This is a genomic window from Enterobacter sp. S-33 (assembly GCF_028735835.1).
Taxonomy (GTDB): Bacteria; Pseudomonadota; Gammaproteobacteria; order Enterobacterales; family Enterobacteriaceae; genus Enterobacter; species Enterobacter vonholyi.
This window is the reverse complement of the sequence record NZ_CP117838.1, coordinates 2,415,497-2,430,638: the sequence shown is the minus strand read 5'-3', so window position 1 is coordinate 2,430,638 and position 15,142 is coordinate 2,415,497. Positions and strand designations below refer to the sequence as shown.

Below are 15,142 nucleotides of genomic sequence, written 5' to 3'. Positions count from 1 at the left end.
CCCGGGAGCAGAACATGACGTACGCAGTCGAGTTTAACAATGTTTCCCGTCTGTACGGCGACGTCCGGGCGGTGGATGGGGTCACCATTGCGATCCGCGACGGAGAGTTTTTCTCCATGCTGGGGCCTTCGGGCTCCGGCAAAACCACCTGCCTGCGTCTGGTAGCGGGTTTTGAACAGCTGTCAGGCGGGACGATTTCTATCTTCGGTAAAGAAGCGAGCGAACTGCCCCCCTGGGAGCGGGACGTGAACACCGTGTTTCAGGATTATGCGCTGTTCCCGCATATGTCGATCCTCGACAATGTCGCCTACGGGCTGATGGTCAAAGGCATCGACAAGAAAAAACGCCATGCGCAGGCCCGTGATGCCCTGGAAAAAGTGGGCCTGAGTTTTGCCGTTGCCCGCAAACCTTCGCAACTTTCCGGCGGCCAGCGGCAGCGTGTCGCCATCGCCCGCGCGCTGGTCAATGAGCCGCGCGTCCTGCTGCTGGATGAGCCCTTAGGTGCGCTCGATCTCAAACTGCGTGAACAGATGCAGTTCGAGCTGAAGAAGCTTCAGCAGGAACTCGGCATCACCTTCATTTTCGTCACCCACGATCAGGGTGAAGCCCTTTCGATGTCAGACCGGGTGGCGGTGTTTAATAACGGGCGGATCGAGCAGGTGGATACCCCGCGCGATCTCTACATGCGTCCGCGCACGCCGTTTGTCGCGAGTTTTGTGGGCACTTCCAACGTCTTTGATGCAGGACTAGCGCACAAAATTTGCGGCATGGAAGGCAGCTATTCCCTGCGTCCGGAACATATCCGTCTTAACGAGGGCGGAGACGTTCAGGTTCAGGGCATCGTGCAGGCCGTTCAGTACCAGGGGGCGGCCACGCGGCTGGAGCTGAAGCTTGCCGATGGCGCCAAACTGCTGGTGAGCCAGGCCAATCTCAGTGAAACCTCGCCGCTGAGCGGCATTGCGCCGGGGCAGGCGGTGATGGCGTCGTGGTCACGCGAGGCGATGATTCGCCTGCATGAGGAGAGGTGAAATGTCTATGAGTGTCGCGCATCCTCCCGCCTCGCACGGCCGCTTCAGCCGCATGACGGCGCTGTTCTGGCGGAAACCGTCGCTCGGCCTGTTCCTGCTTCTGCTCGCGCCGCTCATGTGGTTTGGCATCGTCTATTTAGGATCGCTTCTGACCCTGCTGTGGCAAGGTTTCTACACCTTTGACGATTTCACCATGGCGGTCACGCCGGACCTGACCCTGGCGAACATTCAGGCGCTCTTCAACCCGGCAAACTATGACATCATCCTGCGAACCTTAACGATGGCGATTGCGGTGACTATTGCCAGCGCCATCCTCGCATTCCCGATGGCCTGGTACATGGCGCGATACACCCGCGGCAAGTGGAAAGCGTTTTTCTATATCGCTGTCATGCTGCCGATGTGGGCGAGCTACATCGTCAAAGCCTACGCCTGGACGCTGCTGCTGGCGAAGGACGGCGTGGCGCAATGGTTTCTCAACCATCTCGGGCTGGAGCCGATTCTGACCTCACTCCTGACGCTCCCGGCGATTGGCGGCAACACCTTGTCCACCTCGGGGCTGGGACGGTTTTTGGTCTTCGTTTACATCTGGCTGCCGTTTATGATCCTGCCCGTCCAGGCAGCGCTGGAACGCCTGCCGGCCTCGCTGCTGCAGGCCTCGGCCGACCTCGGCGCCCGCCCGCGCCAGACCTTTCGCTACGTCGTTCTGCCGCTGGCCATTCCGGGCATTGCGGCGGGATCAATTTTCACGTTCTCCCTGACGCTGGGGGATTTTATCGTTCCGCAGCTGGTGGGGCCGCCGGGCTACTTCATCGGTAACATGGTCTACTCCCAGCAGGGCGCAATTGGCAATATGCCGATGGCTGCCGCGTTCACGCTGGTTCCCATCGTGCTGATTTCTCTTTATCTGGCGTTCGTGAAACGTCTGGGAGCATTCGATGCACTCTGAACGCGCACCGCTGTTCCTCAAAGTGGCAGCGTGGGGAGGCGTCATCTTCCTGCACTTCCCGCTGCTGATTATCGCGACCTACGCCTTCAACACCGAAGACGCCGCTTTCAGCTTTCCGCCTCAGGGGCTAACGCTGAAGTGGTTTAGCGTGGCGGCGGGGCGCGGCGATATTATCGAATCCGTGACGTTGTCACTTCAAATTGCCGCGCTTTCCACCGCCATTGCCCTTGTGCTTGGCACGCTTGCTGCAGCGGCGCTGTGGCGAAGCGAGTTTTTTGGCAAGAATGCGATCTCTCTGCTGCTGATGTTACCGATTGCGTTACCGGGGATCATCACCGGCCTGGCGCTGCTGACGGCCTTCAAAACGATCGACCTTGAGCCGGGCTTTTTCACTATCGTGGTGGGACACGCCACCTTTTGCGTGGTGGTGGTGTTTAACAACGTAATTGCACGGTTCAGGCGCACCTCCTGGAGTCTGGTCGAAGCGTCGATGGATCTCGGGGCCGACGGATGGCAAACCTTCCGCTATGTGGTGCTGCCCAATCTGGGTTCAGCGCTGCTGGCCGGGGGTATGCTGGCGTTTGCCCTGTCGTTTGACGAGATAATCGTCACAACATTTACGGCGGGACACGAGCGCACGTTACCGCTGTGGTTGCTCAACCAGCTCGGGCGTCCGCGCGACGTGCCGGTCACCAACGTCGTGGCTCTGCTGGTGATGCTGGTGACAACTATCCCCATTCTGGGAGCCTGGTGGCTAACCCGCGACGGCGAAAACATTGCCGGCAGCGGGAAATAACAGTGAATTCAACAGGAAAATGCTATGCAAAAACATCTGCTGATAAACGGTGAACTGGTTGCCGGAGAGGGTGAGAAACAGCCGATTTATAACCCGGCCACCGGAGAGGTGCTGCTGGAGATTGCTGAGGCGTCAGCGGCCCAGGTCGACGCGGCGGTTCAGGCTGCCGACCGTGCTTTTGTGGCGTGGGGACAAACGACGCCGAAAACCCGCGCCGAGAGCCTGCTGAAGCTGGCGGATGCGATTGAAGCCCACGGCGAGGAGTTTGCCCGGCTCGAATCCCTCAACTGCGGCAAGCCGCTGCACTGCGCGCTGGGTGATGAAATTCCGGCGGTGGTTGACGTTTTCCGTTTCTTTGCCGGGGCCGCCCGCTGCCTTAACGGGCTGGCCGCCGGAGAGTACCTTGACGGCCATACGTCGATGATCCGCCGCGACCCGGTGGGCGTGGTTGCCTCTATTGCACCGTGGAACTACCCGCTGATGATGGCAGCCTGGAAACTGGCACCCGCGCTGGCGGCAGGGAACTGCGTGGTGATTAAGCCCTCTGAGATTACGCCCCTGACCGCGCTTAAGCTGGCAGAGCTGGCAAAAGATATCTTCCCGGCGGGCGTTCTTAACGTGCTGTTTGGTCGGGGCAAAACGGTCGGCGATCCGCTTACCGGTCATGAAAAAGTCCGTATGGTCTCGCTGACCGGTTCAATTGCTACCGGGGAACATATCATCGGCCATACGGCGTCCTCCATTAAACGCACCCACATGGAGCTGGGCGGTAAAGCGCCGGTTATCGTCTTTGATGATGCCGACCTGGATGCGGTTGTCGAAGGGGTGAGGACGTTTGGCTTCTACAACGCCGGGCAGGACTGTACCGCCGCCTGTCGTATCTACGCGCAAAAGGGCATTTACGCCGCGCTGGTGGAAAAACTGGGTGCTGCGGTTGCGAGCCTGAAAATGGGCGTACCCGAGGACGAATCAACCGAGCTGGGGCCGCTGAGTTCGGCGGCGCATTTATCCCGCGTGTGCAAAGCGGTGGATGAGGCCAAAGCCCTGAGCCACGTCACCGTCGTGACCGGGGGCAGCAAAAAAGAGGGGGCGGGCTACTACTTCCAGCCAACCCTGCTGGCGGGGGCCAAACAGGAAGATGCCATTGTGCAGCGCGAGGTGTTTGGCCCGGTGGTGAGCGTCACCGAATTTGATGATGAGGCACAGGTGCTGGCCTGGGCAAACGACTCGCAATACGGCCTGGCGTCTTCGGTCTGGACCAAAGACGTTGGCCGCGCCCATCGCCTGAGCGCGCGCCTGCAGTATGGCTGCACCTGGGTGAATACCCATTTTATGCTGGTGAGCGAAATGCCGCACGGCGGCATGAAACTATCGGGCTACGGGAAGGATATGTCGGTCTACGGGCTTGAGGATTATACGGTCGTGCGGCATGTCATGATAAAACACTAATCCTCCCAGCCTGGCCGCATGCGCGGCCAGGCGTTCTCCTTGCCCGCCACACGTGTTACGAAAGATACTCAATTGTTATTAGCCGTAATTTTTAAGTGGTTATTCTGTAACGAAAAAACTTGATCTGTGTCAACATATGACGCATATTGCGTGCGGTTATTTTTTCGGCTCTGGTATACAGAATGACGTTGTATCAAAAGATGTTGGTTTTTTACGCAATCATGGCTTCCATCTGCGCATTAATCACCTGGTTCCTCTCTAAAGACCGCAAACGTATCCGCCTGCTCAGCGCTTTTCTGGTGGGGTCAACCTGGCCAATGAGCTTTCCCGTTGCGCTGCTGGTCTCGCTTTTCTGAAGCACGCTTCCAGTTTTAAAAGATGAACATAGCATTCCTGATGTGGTAACTGTATAAATACACAGTGCATCATAAAAAGGAGTGCTTATGAACAGTTTTTACTCGCAGCAGGCCGGTTGCACCGTGCGCTGGCATGACCTGCCCGGCACCGGCGATCCCGTGGTGTTTATTCACGGGCTGGGCTGCGCCTCTTCCTACGAATATCCCCGCGTCGTACATGACCCGCTGTTTGGCGCGCGCAGAGCGATTCTCATCGACTTGCCCGGCAGCGGCTACAGCGATAAGCCTGAGCACTACAGCTATAAAACCACTGACCAGGCGCACGTTGTCGCGGAACTGATTGACCATCTTGAGCTGGATTCCTTCTGGTTATACGGCCACAGCATGGGCGGCAGTATCGCTATCGAAACGGCGGGGCTGCTGGGGTCGCGCGTGAAGGGACTGATGGTGTCAGAGCCCAATTTCCACGCGGGTGGGGGCATGTTCAGCCGGTCTATTGCAGCGCAAACCGAGCAACAGTTTCTGGAGCAGGGTTATGACGCCATGCTCAGCGCAGAAAAAACGGCGTGGGCCGGGTGCCTGCAGAATAATGCGCCGTATGCCGTCTGGCGGGGCGCATCGAGCCTGGTGGCGGGCGTTGAGCCCGAGTGGGAAGCGCAGTTCCTGTCACTCCCTTGCCCGGTAACGTTGATTTTTGGCGAGCTCTCTCTGCCGGATGACGATGTGGATAATCTGAAGCAAAAGGGCGTTGAGGTAAAAATTATCCCTGCGGCGGGGCATTCGATGTCGTGGGAAAATCCGTCTGCGCTGGCGCGGGCCTTAGCCGAATGTATGACGATGTGATTATTGTGCGATTTATCATCGTTGCGAAATGTAGGCCGGGTAAGCGCAGCGCCACCCGGCAAGAAGGGCGGCTACTTTATTAAAGCCCGCAGTGCCTGACGTGCGTCAGGCTGAACATCATGCGGGTGCTGGTAATCAATGTTCTCTATCGCGCGGCTATAGAGTGCGACCAGCCAGTCGTACACGTACGCGGTGGCCGCATGTACAGGCTGTTCTCCCAGGCGCGTCAAACGAGGCTCGGCGCTGCTGACCACCGGCGTGACGAAGATGGCCTGGCCCTTGCGGATGCGGCTTGCCGGACGCGTCGCCACGGGCGTCTGGTCGTAACCCAGCCAGCCAACGAAATTGCCCATCACGGCATGCAGCTGTGCTGCACTACTTTTATCCGCTTCGACAATGCGCTGAAGCTGTTGAGGCAGATCCAGCCGGTAGCTGGTGACGACCAGCACATCCGCGATTTGCTGTAACACCTCAGGATCCAGCCCAAGACGGGCAGCGGTCGCCTCGTTGCGGCTCCACTGGCGCAGATGATTTATCCAGACTCGGTGCGCGAGACGCGCTTTGTCTTTTGTCTGGAACAGGCCAGTGCTTTCCTGCGCGTTCTCGGCAAACAGGTCAATGGTATCCGTAAATAGCCCGTTAACCTGCTCCTCGCGAGGCTGCTGAACGGCGAGCAGCGTTTCAAAGGCTTTCAGAGGCGGCAGCAGGCCTTCAAGCAGTTCGCCGTGGCGGGCGGCGCTGCTTTGCAGCATGCGCACCATGTTTTCCGCCTGAGCGCGTCTTGTCCCCGGTTCCTCAACCAGCGGTGCCAGATAGCTTTGCATCAGCGCCGACAGCTCCTGACGCAGCGCGTTTTTCAGCGTGCCGAGACGTTTCTGTCGCTGCGCGGGTAACGTGGCCTGAGACAGCCATTCGATGACGCGCTGCATGCTGTGGCTGTCCAGCGCCTGCAGCGTGCCCCAGCGTAAACCCGGCTTTCCGAGCAGATGCTGTACGGCTTCATCGAGATTCTGCCGGGTAGTAAAGCGGGCGTCATGCGGGGTGATCGCCCACACCAGCCCCGGCAGGGCAGATTCTTCAGCAGGCTGCGTCTCCTTCACCCAGTTCATTAACACTTTTGCTTTTTTGGCCGTCTGTTCGTGCTGTGCCGTCGCGTTGCAAATCACCAGCACATCCGGCTGAAGCTGTTGACGGTAATGTTCAAGAAGCCACTGGGATTTTGCCTGGCGTAGCGGATCGGCACGGTTATCTTCAAAAACCGGAATATCAATAATATCGACGTTATCCAGAGCCCCGTTCTCAACCGGCAGCACCAGCTCGCGGGTCAGGAATGCCAGCACGTCGACCGGGATGCTGATGGCGTTAAGCATTTCACCGCTATTCAGCGGATGAAGCAGCGTCTCCTGCGCGTCCTGAAGGTCTAACGCGCCGTCGTGCGTCAGGAACCCTTCACCCGGCAGCCCAAAGCTGTCCACCAGCAGGCTAAGCGGGGCAGCAAGATCGCCGGCATGGCTGGTCTGGTGCAGCACATGGGCCAGTTTTAACCACTGCTGGGTCAACTCCTGCTGCTCGCCCCAGAGCAGCGACCAGACGCTGGCTCGCGTGCTGAGATCGAGAGAAGGTACCAGTTGGGCAAACTCATGCCACAGGGCATCATCAATTTGCTGCTTAGCGGCGGGAACCGTGCTTTGCCAGAAGCGGGCAATCGTCCCCACTTCCTGAGCCGTGATGCCGGGCACGCTCTGCGGCTGGCGCAGCCCGCGCCACTTCTCCAGACGTGTCTCAATGACCGCTTTATCCACCGCGCGCATCTGTGGATGGAGGGTCGTACGGACAATAAACAGCTGTACCAGCTCGGCCTCGGTGACAAGACTCAGACGCAGCGGGAACGCCTCATCCGCCACCTCCGTGTTTTCACGGGTAAAGCGGACGGCCATGTTGGTCAGGGCATGTCCCGGATTGATATGCGAAAAATAGTCAAAGGTGCGCTGGCCCGGCGTCACGTTCAGGCGTCCATTACCGCTGCCGCAAAGAGACAACAGCAGGTGCGCTTTCGCGCTCTGCGAATGGCCGTAAAGCCCAACGCTGCTCTGGCGGGTCATGGCGCGTTCAATGGCCTGCTCCCGCGCCTGCGCCGCGTTGATGCGGGCAAGCAGGGCGTCGGCATCGTTATCCAGCACAGGGGCGTTCAGGCGCGTCTCATTAATCCACCCAATTAAGGCCTGAGTGGTGGTCGTCGTCGCTGTCATTTCAGGTATACGCTCCCGCTGTCGATCCAGTAGTGGCTACCGCTGTGTCGGCGATCGGCCAAAGTATTCAGTTTGAAGGTTAATGCGTCAGACGCAACAGGCGTGCCGTCCTGCAGCCAGGCATCGCTCAGCTCGAAGGCCTCCGGCCCCTCCTGCTTGCTGCCGCCGCAGAGCCTGAGCCGCACGTTCAGCACGCCGTCACCGGCAATGGCTTTTGCCAGTTCGGCCGAGTTGATGCTGAGCGTATAGAGCGGCGTGGCGGGCCAGCGCGCGTTCGCCAGCTGGCGGAAGCCGAGCGTCACGTTACCGCGCAGCGGGAAGTGCAGACGCGCGTCAAGCTTCGCGCCGGGTTTATCCAGGTCGATATCCTGGTACCAGACGTTTTCCTGGCGCAGGGTATTGACGGTGTTATCCAGCACGCCCAGATAGCGCACGGTGGAATACGCGCCAATGTCCGCAGCTTTAAAGTTGAAGCGCGGCAGGCGCAGGTCAAGCGCCAGGCTGCAGAGCATGGCCCCGACGGCAGCGGTGGATTTCGGGTTGCCAATGCGCCCTTGCTGACTGAACGGATACCACTCATGTACCTGGTATTTATCCAGCCAGACGATGCGATTGACCGGTACCGGCTGCAGGTGACGAATGAGCGCCTGAACCCCAGGCAGGCAGCCCGGGCGTCCGGTGATCAGCAGAATGTCGCAGCTGTAATGGGAAATCGCCTCACACACCGCGTGGAGCGGGGAGGCCAGCGTAAACTGCCCGGCCAGCATCGCATCCTGCATTTCGCGGAAATTGACGTGCAGCGGCACGGCGAAGAGGTCAAAAGCGTCAGAACCCGCAGGCAGGGCATGGTCGATCGCCTGCTGCAGATAGTTCATCACGTTGCGGGTCGGCTTCTGCGGCAGCAGATCGCCAAAGGTGGCGTGCAGACCAGCCAGCGGATCGTCAACGTCGCTGGACTCCCACCCGGCAAGAATGGCATGGCCAATCGGCATAAAGAGCTGCAGCGCCGTTTGCTGGCGCAGCACGGCCTGGGTATCAATGCGCCCGGAGTCACCGAACAGCGAGGCCATCAGCAGTGAGGCATCCGCGATACCGGATTTCTGCAGCTGCGTTTGCAGAGCGGGCAACACGTAGCGCTGAATCACGTCCAGAAGCGTATCGTCGCCCGCGACCTTAAACCCTTCGCGGAACAGCAGCTGCGGGGTGATTTTGACGTTATTGCCGGAACCGTCGTCCAGTTGGTAATGAGTGATCGCCATATCCGTTGTGCCGCCGCCGATGTCGATGGACGCGACGCGCAGCGCGCGTCCCGGCTGGCTACCCGGCTCAGGCTCACGGTCCGGACGGGCAAGGGAGGCGAAGAAGGCTTCGGTCTGGCCGCCAAAGCGGGAGATGGCTTCGTTATACAGCCAGACCAGCTGACCGCAGCTGGCTTCATCCCACTCCATCTGGATTTCAGGTACCGGCACCACGCTTTTTTCCTGCTGTTTGCGAGTGACAAAATCCTCATCCTGCGGGTGCCAGCCCATCGCTTTCCAGACGATGGCGATGGCTTCAAACATGCGGCGACGGAAAATCTCGCGCTCCTGCTTTGGCATGGCGGAGGGCAGCGTCAGGATCAGCGTGCGCAGCTGGCGCGGCGACGCCGGGAATCCCAGACGTAAGCGCGTGGCGACGCTGTTGATCTGCCCCAGCGCCTGCGCCAGTAGCTCGCATAGCATGTGGGTCATCAGGGTGCTGCGGCTGTATTGCGGAGAAAAGACCGGCAGCCGTTCGTCCTGCGGCAGCGTGAAGAGCGGCTCGCCGTCATCGTTCATCAGGTTCATCAGCGGAAACGCGGTGGCAAGCGGTTCACGCTGGGTCTTGCTGTTCATCTGGCTAAAGCGCCAGTCCTGCACGACCGGCGTTTCATCCCACAGGTAGCGACGCGGGCTCGAGATGCCGCTGTTGCCTTCGGTCCCCAGACGCTGCATCGCCAGCTTGCGGGCTTCATCACCCACGCGAACAATGGACGGCCAGACAAAGGCATCTTCGCGACCGCTTTCAACCGAGAAGTGCTGCTTGCCAAAACGCGCCTCCGAAAACTCGAGACGGCTGGTGAACAGCGGCGCATTCAGGAACTGCGGCTCGCTTAGCGAGCGAACCTGCAGCTCGGCGGTCTGGCGCAGGCCATCGTTGGCATCGCCGTGGTCTTCAATAATGACGCCACAGGTGTGGGTATTGCCCACGTCGAGGATCAGATCGACCGGAATGGCAGGCGTGCTGAGCGTATGGGTTACAAATTTCACTTCCGGCACGGTGAGCTGTTCACCGAGCATGGTCATCAGGTTGAGCCAGTGGGCCTGATATTCAAAACCGCGCATCGCCTGCTGGAGATCGCGTTCTGAGCGGTTTTCAACGCCGTCGGCATACTGGGTAAATGCCTCGCGCAGCCAGCCGTCAATCCACGTCTGGTCGAGGAAGCTTTCAACCTCCTTGTCTCGCCAGGCCAGCGCGAAACGGGTCCCGTTCAGAATATCGTTTTCAACCGGGGAAAGGGCGGAGGTGGCGTGTTCAGCAATCTGGCTGTCAAGGGCGAGAGTGACGCGGTGCGTATTGCCTGCCGTGTCGGGTGTATCCAGCCTGCGCACCTGAACGCGCGCCCAGTTATCCGGCCCCTCAACGAAGGTTCGCGGCGGGTTGAAGCGCAGGAACGGAACCGGAAGCCAGACGCCGTCCAGCACCGCCAGGGACTGATGCAGCGGGATGGTGGTTTCCGGCTTAACCACTTCAGGCTGCCCGCCGTTCGTTCCCGGCAGGGTATAGCGCCCGTTAACCAGGTCGAAATCGAGTCGCAAAAGCGGGCCGTTCGCGGTTTTACGTACGAAGCGCCCGTTGCTGGCGGTGTCCTGCGGCGTCAGACCGAAATCAAGGAACTGCACGCCGCTGTTGGCAATAAGCGTGACGCTTTGTTTATAGTCGCAAAGATTTACCAGCATAGAATCAGGCACCTGCTTTCTTGAACGTCAGTGGAACGACGGTATTGGCATCATAACGGGCGCGACATTCAGCGATATCGCTGGCGCCTGCTTTACAGGCAACTTCCGGCATCGGGTAGCGGGAACCGTCGGTGCAGCGGGCAGTACCGCGACTTTTAATCATCAGCTCGCCGTTGCTGTGCAGGCCGGAGAACACTTCCGCACGGCAGACAACGTTGTCGCCATGGACAACCCGGGCGAAGCCCTTATTGTTCTGGATCTGATAGCGCATTGACGGCGGTTTGCCGGTGACCGGATCTTTCACGTCGAGAACCGCACGCCAGGTACCGTTCAGGAAACGCGTCGATCCCGCTTTCACCTGATTCGCTTCCATCACCATGGCATCTTTCGGGATGGCGACAATCACCACCGGGGCAGGCTGTGGCGCAGGCGCCGGAGCAGGCTCTTTTTCTTTGTTTGCCAGCACCTCTGCCTGATGCAGCGGCAGTTTCATCGCCAGCGGCTCAACCGCTTTGATCGGCTTTGGCGCAATCTCGACGGGTTCTGGTGCGGGCACCGGTGCGGGCTCAGCGGAAGGCGACTGTTTTGGCCACAGCAGCGGTGCGGCAATGGCGGCAACAATCACGGCAGCAACCGGCAGCGTCCACAGAGGAACACGACGTTTTTTCGCGACGATCGGCAGAGCAGGTTCCTGAGCGGGTTGCGCAACCGCCGGGGCTGGCTTTGGCTCATACAAATCTTCCGGCGTGATGCGCACCACCGTGGAAGGGGCGATCAGCGGCTCGTCGGCGTGTTCAAAGGCTACAACCGGTTCTGGCTCAGGCTCGGGCTCAGGATCTTCAATCACAACGGGGGCAGGCTCAGGGACCAGCGATTCTCGCAGGCAGTCGAGAACATCGTCGCGCGCATTTTCGTTCAGGTTTACAAAGCCCCAGAAGCTGATGACAGGCTTTCCGTCCACCAGGAAGAGGAAGTTTTCACCCGGGAACTGAAACGCCTTTGACAGCAGAGAGCCAAAAAGCTGCTGCGCGGTTTTGGGGGACTGGAGGCATTTCTTGCTTAACGACTCAACGCTGGCGAGCGTGTTTTCCAGATAGCGCAGGGCGCGATAGCGGTCATCTTCATCGGCCGCTTTCCAGCTGGTTACGCTCCCTTCAACGGGGGAATACCAGTCCACGCGGTCACCGCTGTCGTTGACCTGAGGGATTGCCAGACAGTCGACGATGGCCTGTTGTTTGCGCAACCGGAGCGCTTCCCGGATTTGTAACGCTGATTCAAAAACGGCTTGTCCGCCGCCGCCAACGGCCTGAAAGTCATCCAGGTTACCGCTGCGTAAAAGAGTTTTTGCCACGATTTGATCCCATATACTTCTTCACACCGTTACTTTAACGAAACCAGGAAGCAACCAAACGGGGGAAGAGACGCTAAAAGGACCGATTTCTTGCGGCATAGAAAGTGACGGTTGTGCTTGACGAATAATGGCACTTAAGGCAAATCATCTTTTTGGGCGCTGGCGGTTAAAACAGCAAAAAACGCGGCTTTAGAATAACCTGATAGTGTTTCGTTATTTGCCAGGTCAAAACGCCTGTGCTGTTATTACTGTCCTATATAATAAAACTGTCAGGGTTATAACCATGTCTACAGGGAAAACACTGCTCGCCCTTGCGCTGAGCGCGCTGTTACCAGCCGGTGCCGCATGGGCGGCAAACAACGACACCCTTATTTACTGTTCTGAAGCGTCCCCAGAGTCCTTCAACCCGCAAATCGCCAGCTCTGGCCCGTCTTTTGTGGCCAGTTCTCAGGTACTGTACAACCGCCTGATCAATTTCGACCCGGTGAAAAACACCCCGGTGCCGTCGCTGGCAGAGTCCTGGACGATCTCGCCGGACGGCAAGACTTATACCTTTGCCCTGCGCAAAGGGGTGAAGTTCAACAGCAATAAATACTTCAAACCGACGCGCGACTTTAACGCCGATGACGTTATTTTCTCGGTCATGCGTCAGAAAGACCCTAAACACCCGTACCACAACGTGTCGCAGGGCAACTACGAATACTTTAACGATGTGGGTCTCGATAAGCTGATCCAGGACGTTAAAAAGGTCGACGATTATCACGTTCAGTTCACCCTCAGCGAACCCAACGCCGCGTTTCTGGCCGACTGGGGGATGGATTTCGCCTCCATTCTCTCCGCCGAATACGCCGACGCGATGCTGAAAAAAGGCACGCCTGAGAACGTGGACACCTGGCCGATTGGTACCGGGCCTTACGTGCTGCAGCAGTACAAAGTGGATTCGCTGATCCGCTACGTCGCAAACCCGAACTACTGGGAAGGCGAAGTGCCGACGAAGCATCTCATCTTCTCCATTACGCCAAACGTGGAAACCCGCCTGGCGAAGCTGCAGACCAACGAGTGCCAGATTATTCCTGCGCCATCCCCGGTTCAGTTTGACGCCATTAAGAACAACAAAGACCTGACGCTGCACTCGGTCGATGCGCTGAACGTCGGCTATCTGGCGTTTAACACCGAGAAAAAACCGTTTGATAACGTGCTGGTGCGCCAGGCGCTTAACTACGCGACCGACAAGAAGGCCATCGTTAATGCGGTCTTTATGGGATCGGGCACGGTGGCAAAATCGCCGATCCCGCCAAATATGTTGGGCTTCAATAAAGACCTGAAGGACTACAGCTACGATCCTGAAAAAGCGAAAGCCCTGCTGAAGCAGGCGGGTCTGGAGAAGGGCGCGGAAGTCACGCTGTGGTCAATGCCGGTTCAGCGTCCTTATAATCCGAACTCGCGTCGTATCGCAGAGATGATCCAGAGCGACTGGGCTAAAGTCGGCGTTAAAGCCAAAATTGTCTCTTACGAGTGGGGTGAATATCTCTCCGGAATGCGTAAAGGCGAACATGACTCCGCGCTGTTTGGCTGGATGTCCGATAACGGCGACCCGGACAACTTCGCCGATGTGCTGCTGGGCTGCAACAGCATTAAAACCGGCTCAAACGCCGCGCGCTGGTGCGATAAGGGGTATGATGCGCTGGTGCAAAAAGCGAAGCTGACCAGTAACCCGGCCGAGCGCGCGAAACTTTACGGCCAGGCGCAGGAGATTTTCTACCAGCAGGCGCCGTGGATCGCGCTGGCCAACGGGAAAACGTTCTACGCGACCCGCAGCAACGTGACCGGATACAGCGTGAGCCTGATGGGCAGCGATTTCTCTAAGGCAAAGCTGAACTGATTGTTTGCCCGGTGGCGCTGCGCTTACCGGGCACATAACAAGGAGTGACAATGTCACATTTAAATGAAGTTATCGCCCGCGTCGATGCCGCCATCGAAGAGAGCGTGATTACCCACATGAACGAGCTGCTGATCGAATTAAGCGATGATGCTGAGCTCAGTCGTGAAGATCGCTATACCCAGCAGCAGCGTCTGCGCACCGCGATTTCGCACCACGGTAAGCAGCATAAAGAGGAGATGAACGCGCGTGAGGAACAGCTGACGAAAGGCGGCACCATACTGTAACGTTTAAAACTGGCGTCGCGCCACCAGCCAGGCTCCGACCACCAGCATCACCGCACCGCACACCGGGCCAATCAGGGCGCGCAGCGGAATGCCATTGCTCCTTAGCACGTCCATCACCAGCCCGCCAATCAGCTGGCTTGCCACCAGCACGGCGATGGTCGTCGCCGCGCCAACGTTCTGATATCCGCTGATGCTGGCAAACACGAAAAACGACCCCAGCAGCCCCGGTATAAGCGTCCACCAGCGAACCGTTGCGGCCAGCTCGCTGAACCCGGCGACGCCCTGTTTCAGCAGCAGAATGCTGACAAACAGCACAATGCCGACCAGGGAGTTCAGCAGCATCGCGATGAGAATGGTGGAGGAGGACTGGGTGATACGCACCATCAAGGTGTTTTGCACCACCAGACCAATTCCCGCCGCCACCAGAAACGCCAGCGTCAGCGACTGATTCATGGGATTGCGTCCGGTTCGCTGCGCTCGTCCAGCTGCAGCTGCATAAAGGTTAAGTCCAGCCAGCGGCCAAACTTGGTTCCCACCTGCGGCATCTGCCCCGTGATGACAAAGCCGAGCGTTTCGTGGAGGTGAATCGAGGCATGGTTTTGCGCTTCAATCCCGGCCACCATCACGTGTTTACCGATGGCGCGGGCCTCGTTTATCAGCGCGATCATCAGCGTGCGGCCAATGCCTTTTCCCTGATGTTCCGGGTGGACGTAGACCGAGTGCTCAACCGTATGACGAAAACCGTCGAAGGCGCGCCAGTCGCCGAAAGAGGCGTAGCCGGTAATCACGCCGTCTTCTTCGCTTACCAGAACCGGGTAACCCGCGAGAGTGCGTGCCTCAAACCAGGCGATTCGGTTATCGGTATCGACGGTTTTATCGTTCCAGATCGCGGCAGTATGCAGCACCGCGTGGTTGTAAATCTCTCCTATCGCAGCGCAGTCTTCTTTGCAGGCATGACGAACGATCATGATTAAACCTCT

Annotated in this window: 13 protein-coding genes; 8 read left to right on the top strand and 5 right to left on the bottom strand. The window is 58.6% G+C overall.

Translation table 11 applies throughout. The features are described 5' to 3' along the window. Positions 1 to 14 precede the first annotated feature (14 nt). The 6 genes from PUP35_RS11430 to PUP35_RS11405 all read left to right on the top strand — a co-directional run bounded on the left by PUP35_RS11430 (position 15) and on the right by PUP35_RS11405 (position 5,418). Positions 15 to 1,028, top strand: a complete 1,014-nt coding sequence (locus PUP35_RS11430; protein WP_111963677.1) for an ABC transporter ATP-binding protein — start codon at positions 15 to 17, stop codon at positions 1,026 to 1,028. Between the two features lie 7 nt (positions 1,029 to 1,035). After that, a complete protein-coding gene (locus tag PUP35_RS11425) occupies positions 1,036 to 1,974 on the top strand; it encodes an ABC transporter permease (RefSeq protein WP_376708929.1) in 939 nt (312 codons plus the stop codon). Beyond that, positions 1,964 to 2,770, top strand: a complete 807-nt coding sequence (locus PUP35_RS11420; RefSeq protein ID WP_274239497.1) for an ABC transporter permease — start codon at positions 1,964 to 1,966, stop codon at positions 2,768 to 2,770. The genes PUP35_RS11425 and PUP35_RS11420 overlap by 11 nt, the downstream gene beginning before the upstream one ends. Positions 2,771 to 2,794: 24 nt before the next feature. After that, positions 2,795 to 4,219, top strand: a complete 1,425-nt coding sequence (gene patD, locus PUP35_RS11415) for an aminobutyraldehyde dehydrogenase (RefSeq protein WP_274239496.1) — start codon at positions 2,795 to 2,797, stop codon at positions 4,217 to 4,219. Between the two features lie 182 nt (positions 4,220 to 4,401). Continuing rightward, a complete protein-coding gene (locus PUP35_RS11410; protein WP_013096478.1) occupies positions 4,402 to 4,575 on the top strand; it encodes a GhoT/OrtT family toxin in 174 nt (57 codons plus the stop codon). A gap of 87 nt (positions 4,576 to 4,662) precedes the next feature. Next, positions 4,663 to 5,418, top strand: a complete 756-nt coding sequence (locus PUP35_RS11405) for an alpha/beta fold hydrolase (protein WP_274239494.1) — start codon at positions 4,663 to 4,665, stop codon at positions 5,416 to 5,418. Positions 5,419 to 5,489: 71 nt separating this feature from the next. Here PUP35_RS11405 and PUP35_RS11400 read toward each other — a convergent pair whose 3' ends face one another. From PUP35_RS11400 to PUP35_RS11390, 3 genes are read right to left on the bottom strand one after another with little or no spacing between them, the layout of a single operon-like run. Continuing rightward, complete coding sequence (locus PUP35_RS11400) at positions 5,490 to 7,667, bottom strand: virulence factor SrfC family protein (protein WP_274239492.1); 2,178 nt, start codon at positions 7,665 to 7,667, stop codon at positions 5,490 to 5,492. Further along, positions 7,664 to 10,645, bottom strand: coding sequence for a virulence factor SrfB (locus tag PUP35_RS11395; RefSeq protein ID WP_274239490.1), 2,982 nt, complete (start codon positions 10,643 to 10,645; stop codon positions 7,664 to 7,666). The genes PUP35_RS11400 and PUP35_RS11395 overlap by 4 nt, the downstream gene beginning before the upstream one ends. Positions 10,646 to 10,649: 4 nt before the next feature. Next, on the bottom strand, positions 10,650 to 11,996 hold the full coding sequence (locus PUP35_RS11390) for an SrfA family protein (RefSeq protein ID WP_115875273.1): 1,347 nt from the start codon (positions 11,994 to 11,996) through the stop codon (positions 10,650 to 10,652). Positions 11,997 to 12,279: 283 nt separating this feature from the next. On the opposite strand from PUP35_RS11390, the gene PUP35_RS11385 reads away from it, so the two are divergent. After that, a complete protein-coding gene (locus PUP35_RS11385) occupies positions 12,280 to 13,878 on the top strand; it encodes an ABC transporter substrate-binding protein (RefSeq protein WP_249575973.1) in 1,599 nt (532 codons plus the stop codon). A 50-nt stretch (positions 13,879 to 13,928) separates the two neighbouring features. After that, a complete protein-coding gene (locus tag PUP35_RS11380) occupies positions 13,929 to 14,162 on the top strand; it encodes a YdcY family protein (protein WP_271367995.1) in 234 nt (77 codons plus the stop codon). Positions 14,163 to 14,165: 3 nt separating this feature from the next. On the opposite strand, the gene PUP35_RS11375 is transcribed toward PUP35_RS11380, so the two are convergent. Then, positions 14,166 to 14,615, bottom strand: coding sequence for a DMT family transporter (locus PUP35_RS11375; protein WP_032656841.1), 450 nt, complete (start codon positions 14,613 to 14,615; stop codon positions 14,166 to 14,168). Beyond that, entirely contained in the window at positions 14,612 to 15,130 is a 519-nt protein-coding gene (locus tag PUP35_RS11370; protein WP_115875262.1) for a GNAT family N-acetyltransferase, read from the bottom strand. The genes PUP35_RS11375 and PUP35_RS11370 overlap by 4 nt, the downstream gene beginning before the upstream one ends. Positions 15,131 to 15,142 lie beyond the last annotated feature (12 nt).

Coding starts and splice junctions, on each gene's coding strand:
- patD (WP_274239496.1), top strand. CDS start 2,795: ATGCAAAAACATCTGCTGATAAACGGTGAACTGGTTGCCGGAGAGGGT.
- PUP35_RS11395 (WP_274239490.1), bottom strand. CDS start 10,645: ATGCTGGTAAATCTTTGCGACTATAAACAAAGCGTCACGCTTATTGCC.
- PUP35_RS11410 (WP_013096478.1), top strand. CDS start 4,402: ATGACGTTGTATCAAAAGATGTTGGTTTTTTACGCAATCATGGCTTCC.
- PUP35_RS11425 (WP_376708929.1), top strand. CDS start 1,036: ATGAGTGTCGCGCATCCTCCCGCCTCGCACGGCCGCTTCAGCCGCATG.
- PUP35_RS11430 (WP_111963677.1), top strand. CDS start 15: ATGACGTACGCAGTCGAGTTTAACAATGTTTCCCGTCTGTACGGCGAC.
- PUP35_RS11385 (WP_249575973.1), top strand. CDS start 12,280: ATGTCTACAGGGAAAACACTGCTCGCCCTTGCGCTGAGCGCGCTGTTA.
- PUP35_RS11375 (WP_032656841.1), bottom strand. CDS start 14,615: ATGAATCAGTCGCTGACGCTGGCGTTTCTGGTGGCGGCGGGAATTGGT.
- PUP35_RS11370 (WP_115875262.1), bottom strand. CDS start 15,130: ATGATCGTTCGTCATGCCTGCAAAGAAGACTGCGCTGCGATAGGAGAG.
- PUP35_RS11400 (WP_274239492.1), bottom strand. CDS start 7,667: ATGACAGCGACGACGACCACCACTCAGGCCTTAATTGGGTGGATTAAT.
- PUP35_RS11420 (WP_274239497.1), top strand. CDS start 1,964: ATGCACTCTGAACGCGCACCGCTGTTCCTCAAAGTGGCAGCGTGGGGA.
- PUP35_RS11380 (WP_271367995.1), top strand. CDS start 13,929: ATGTCACATTTAAATGAAGTTATCGCCCGCGTCGATGCCGCCATCGAA.
- PUP35_RS11405 (WP_274239494.1), top strand. CDS start 4,663: ATGAACAGTTTTTACTCGCAGCAGGCCGGTTGCACCGTGCGCTGGCAT.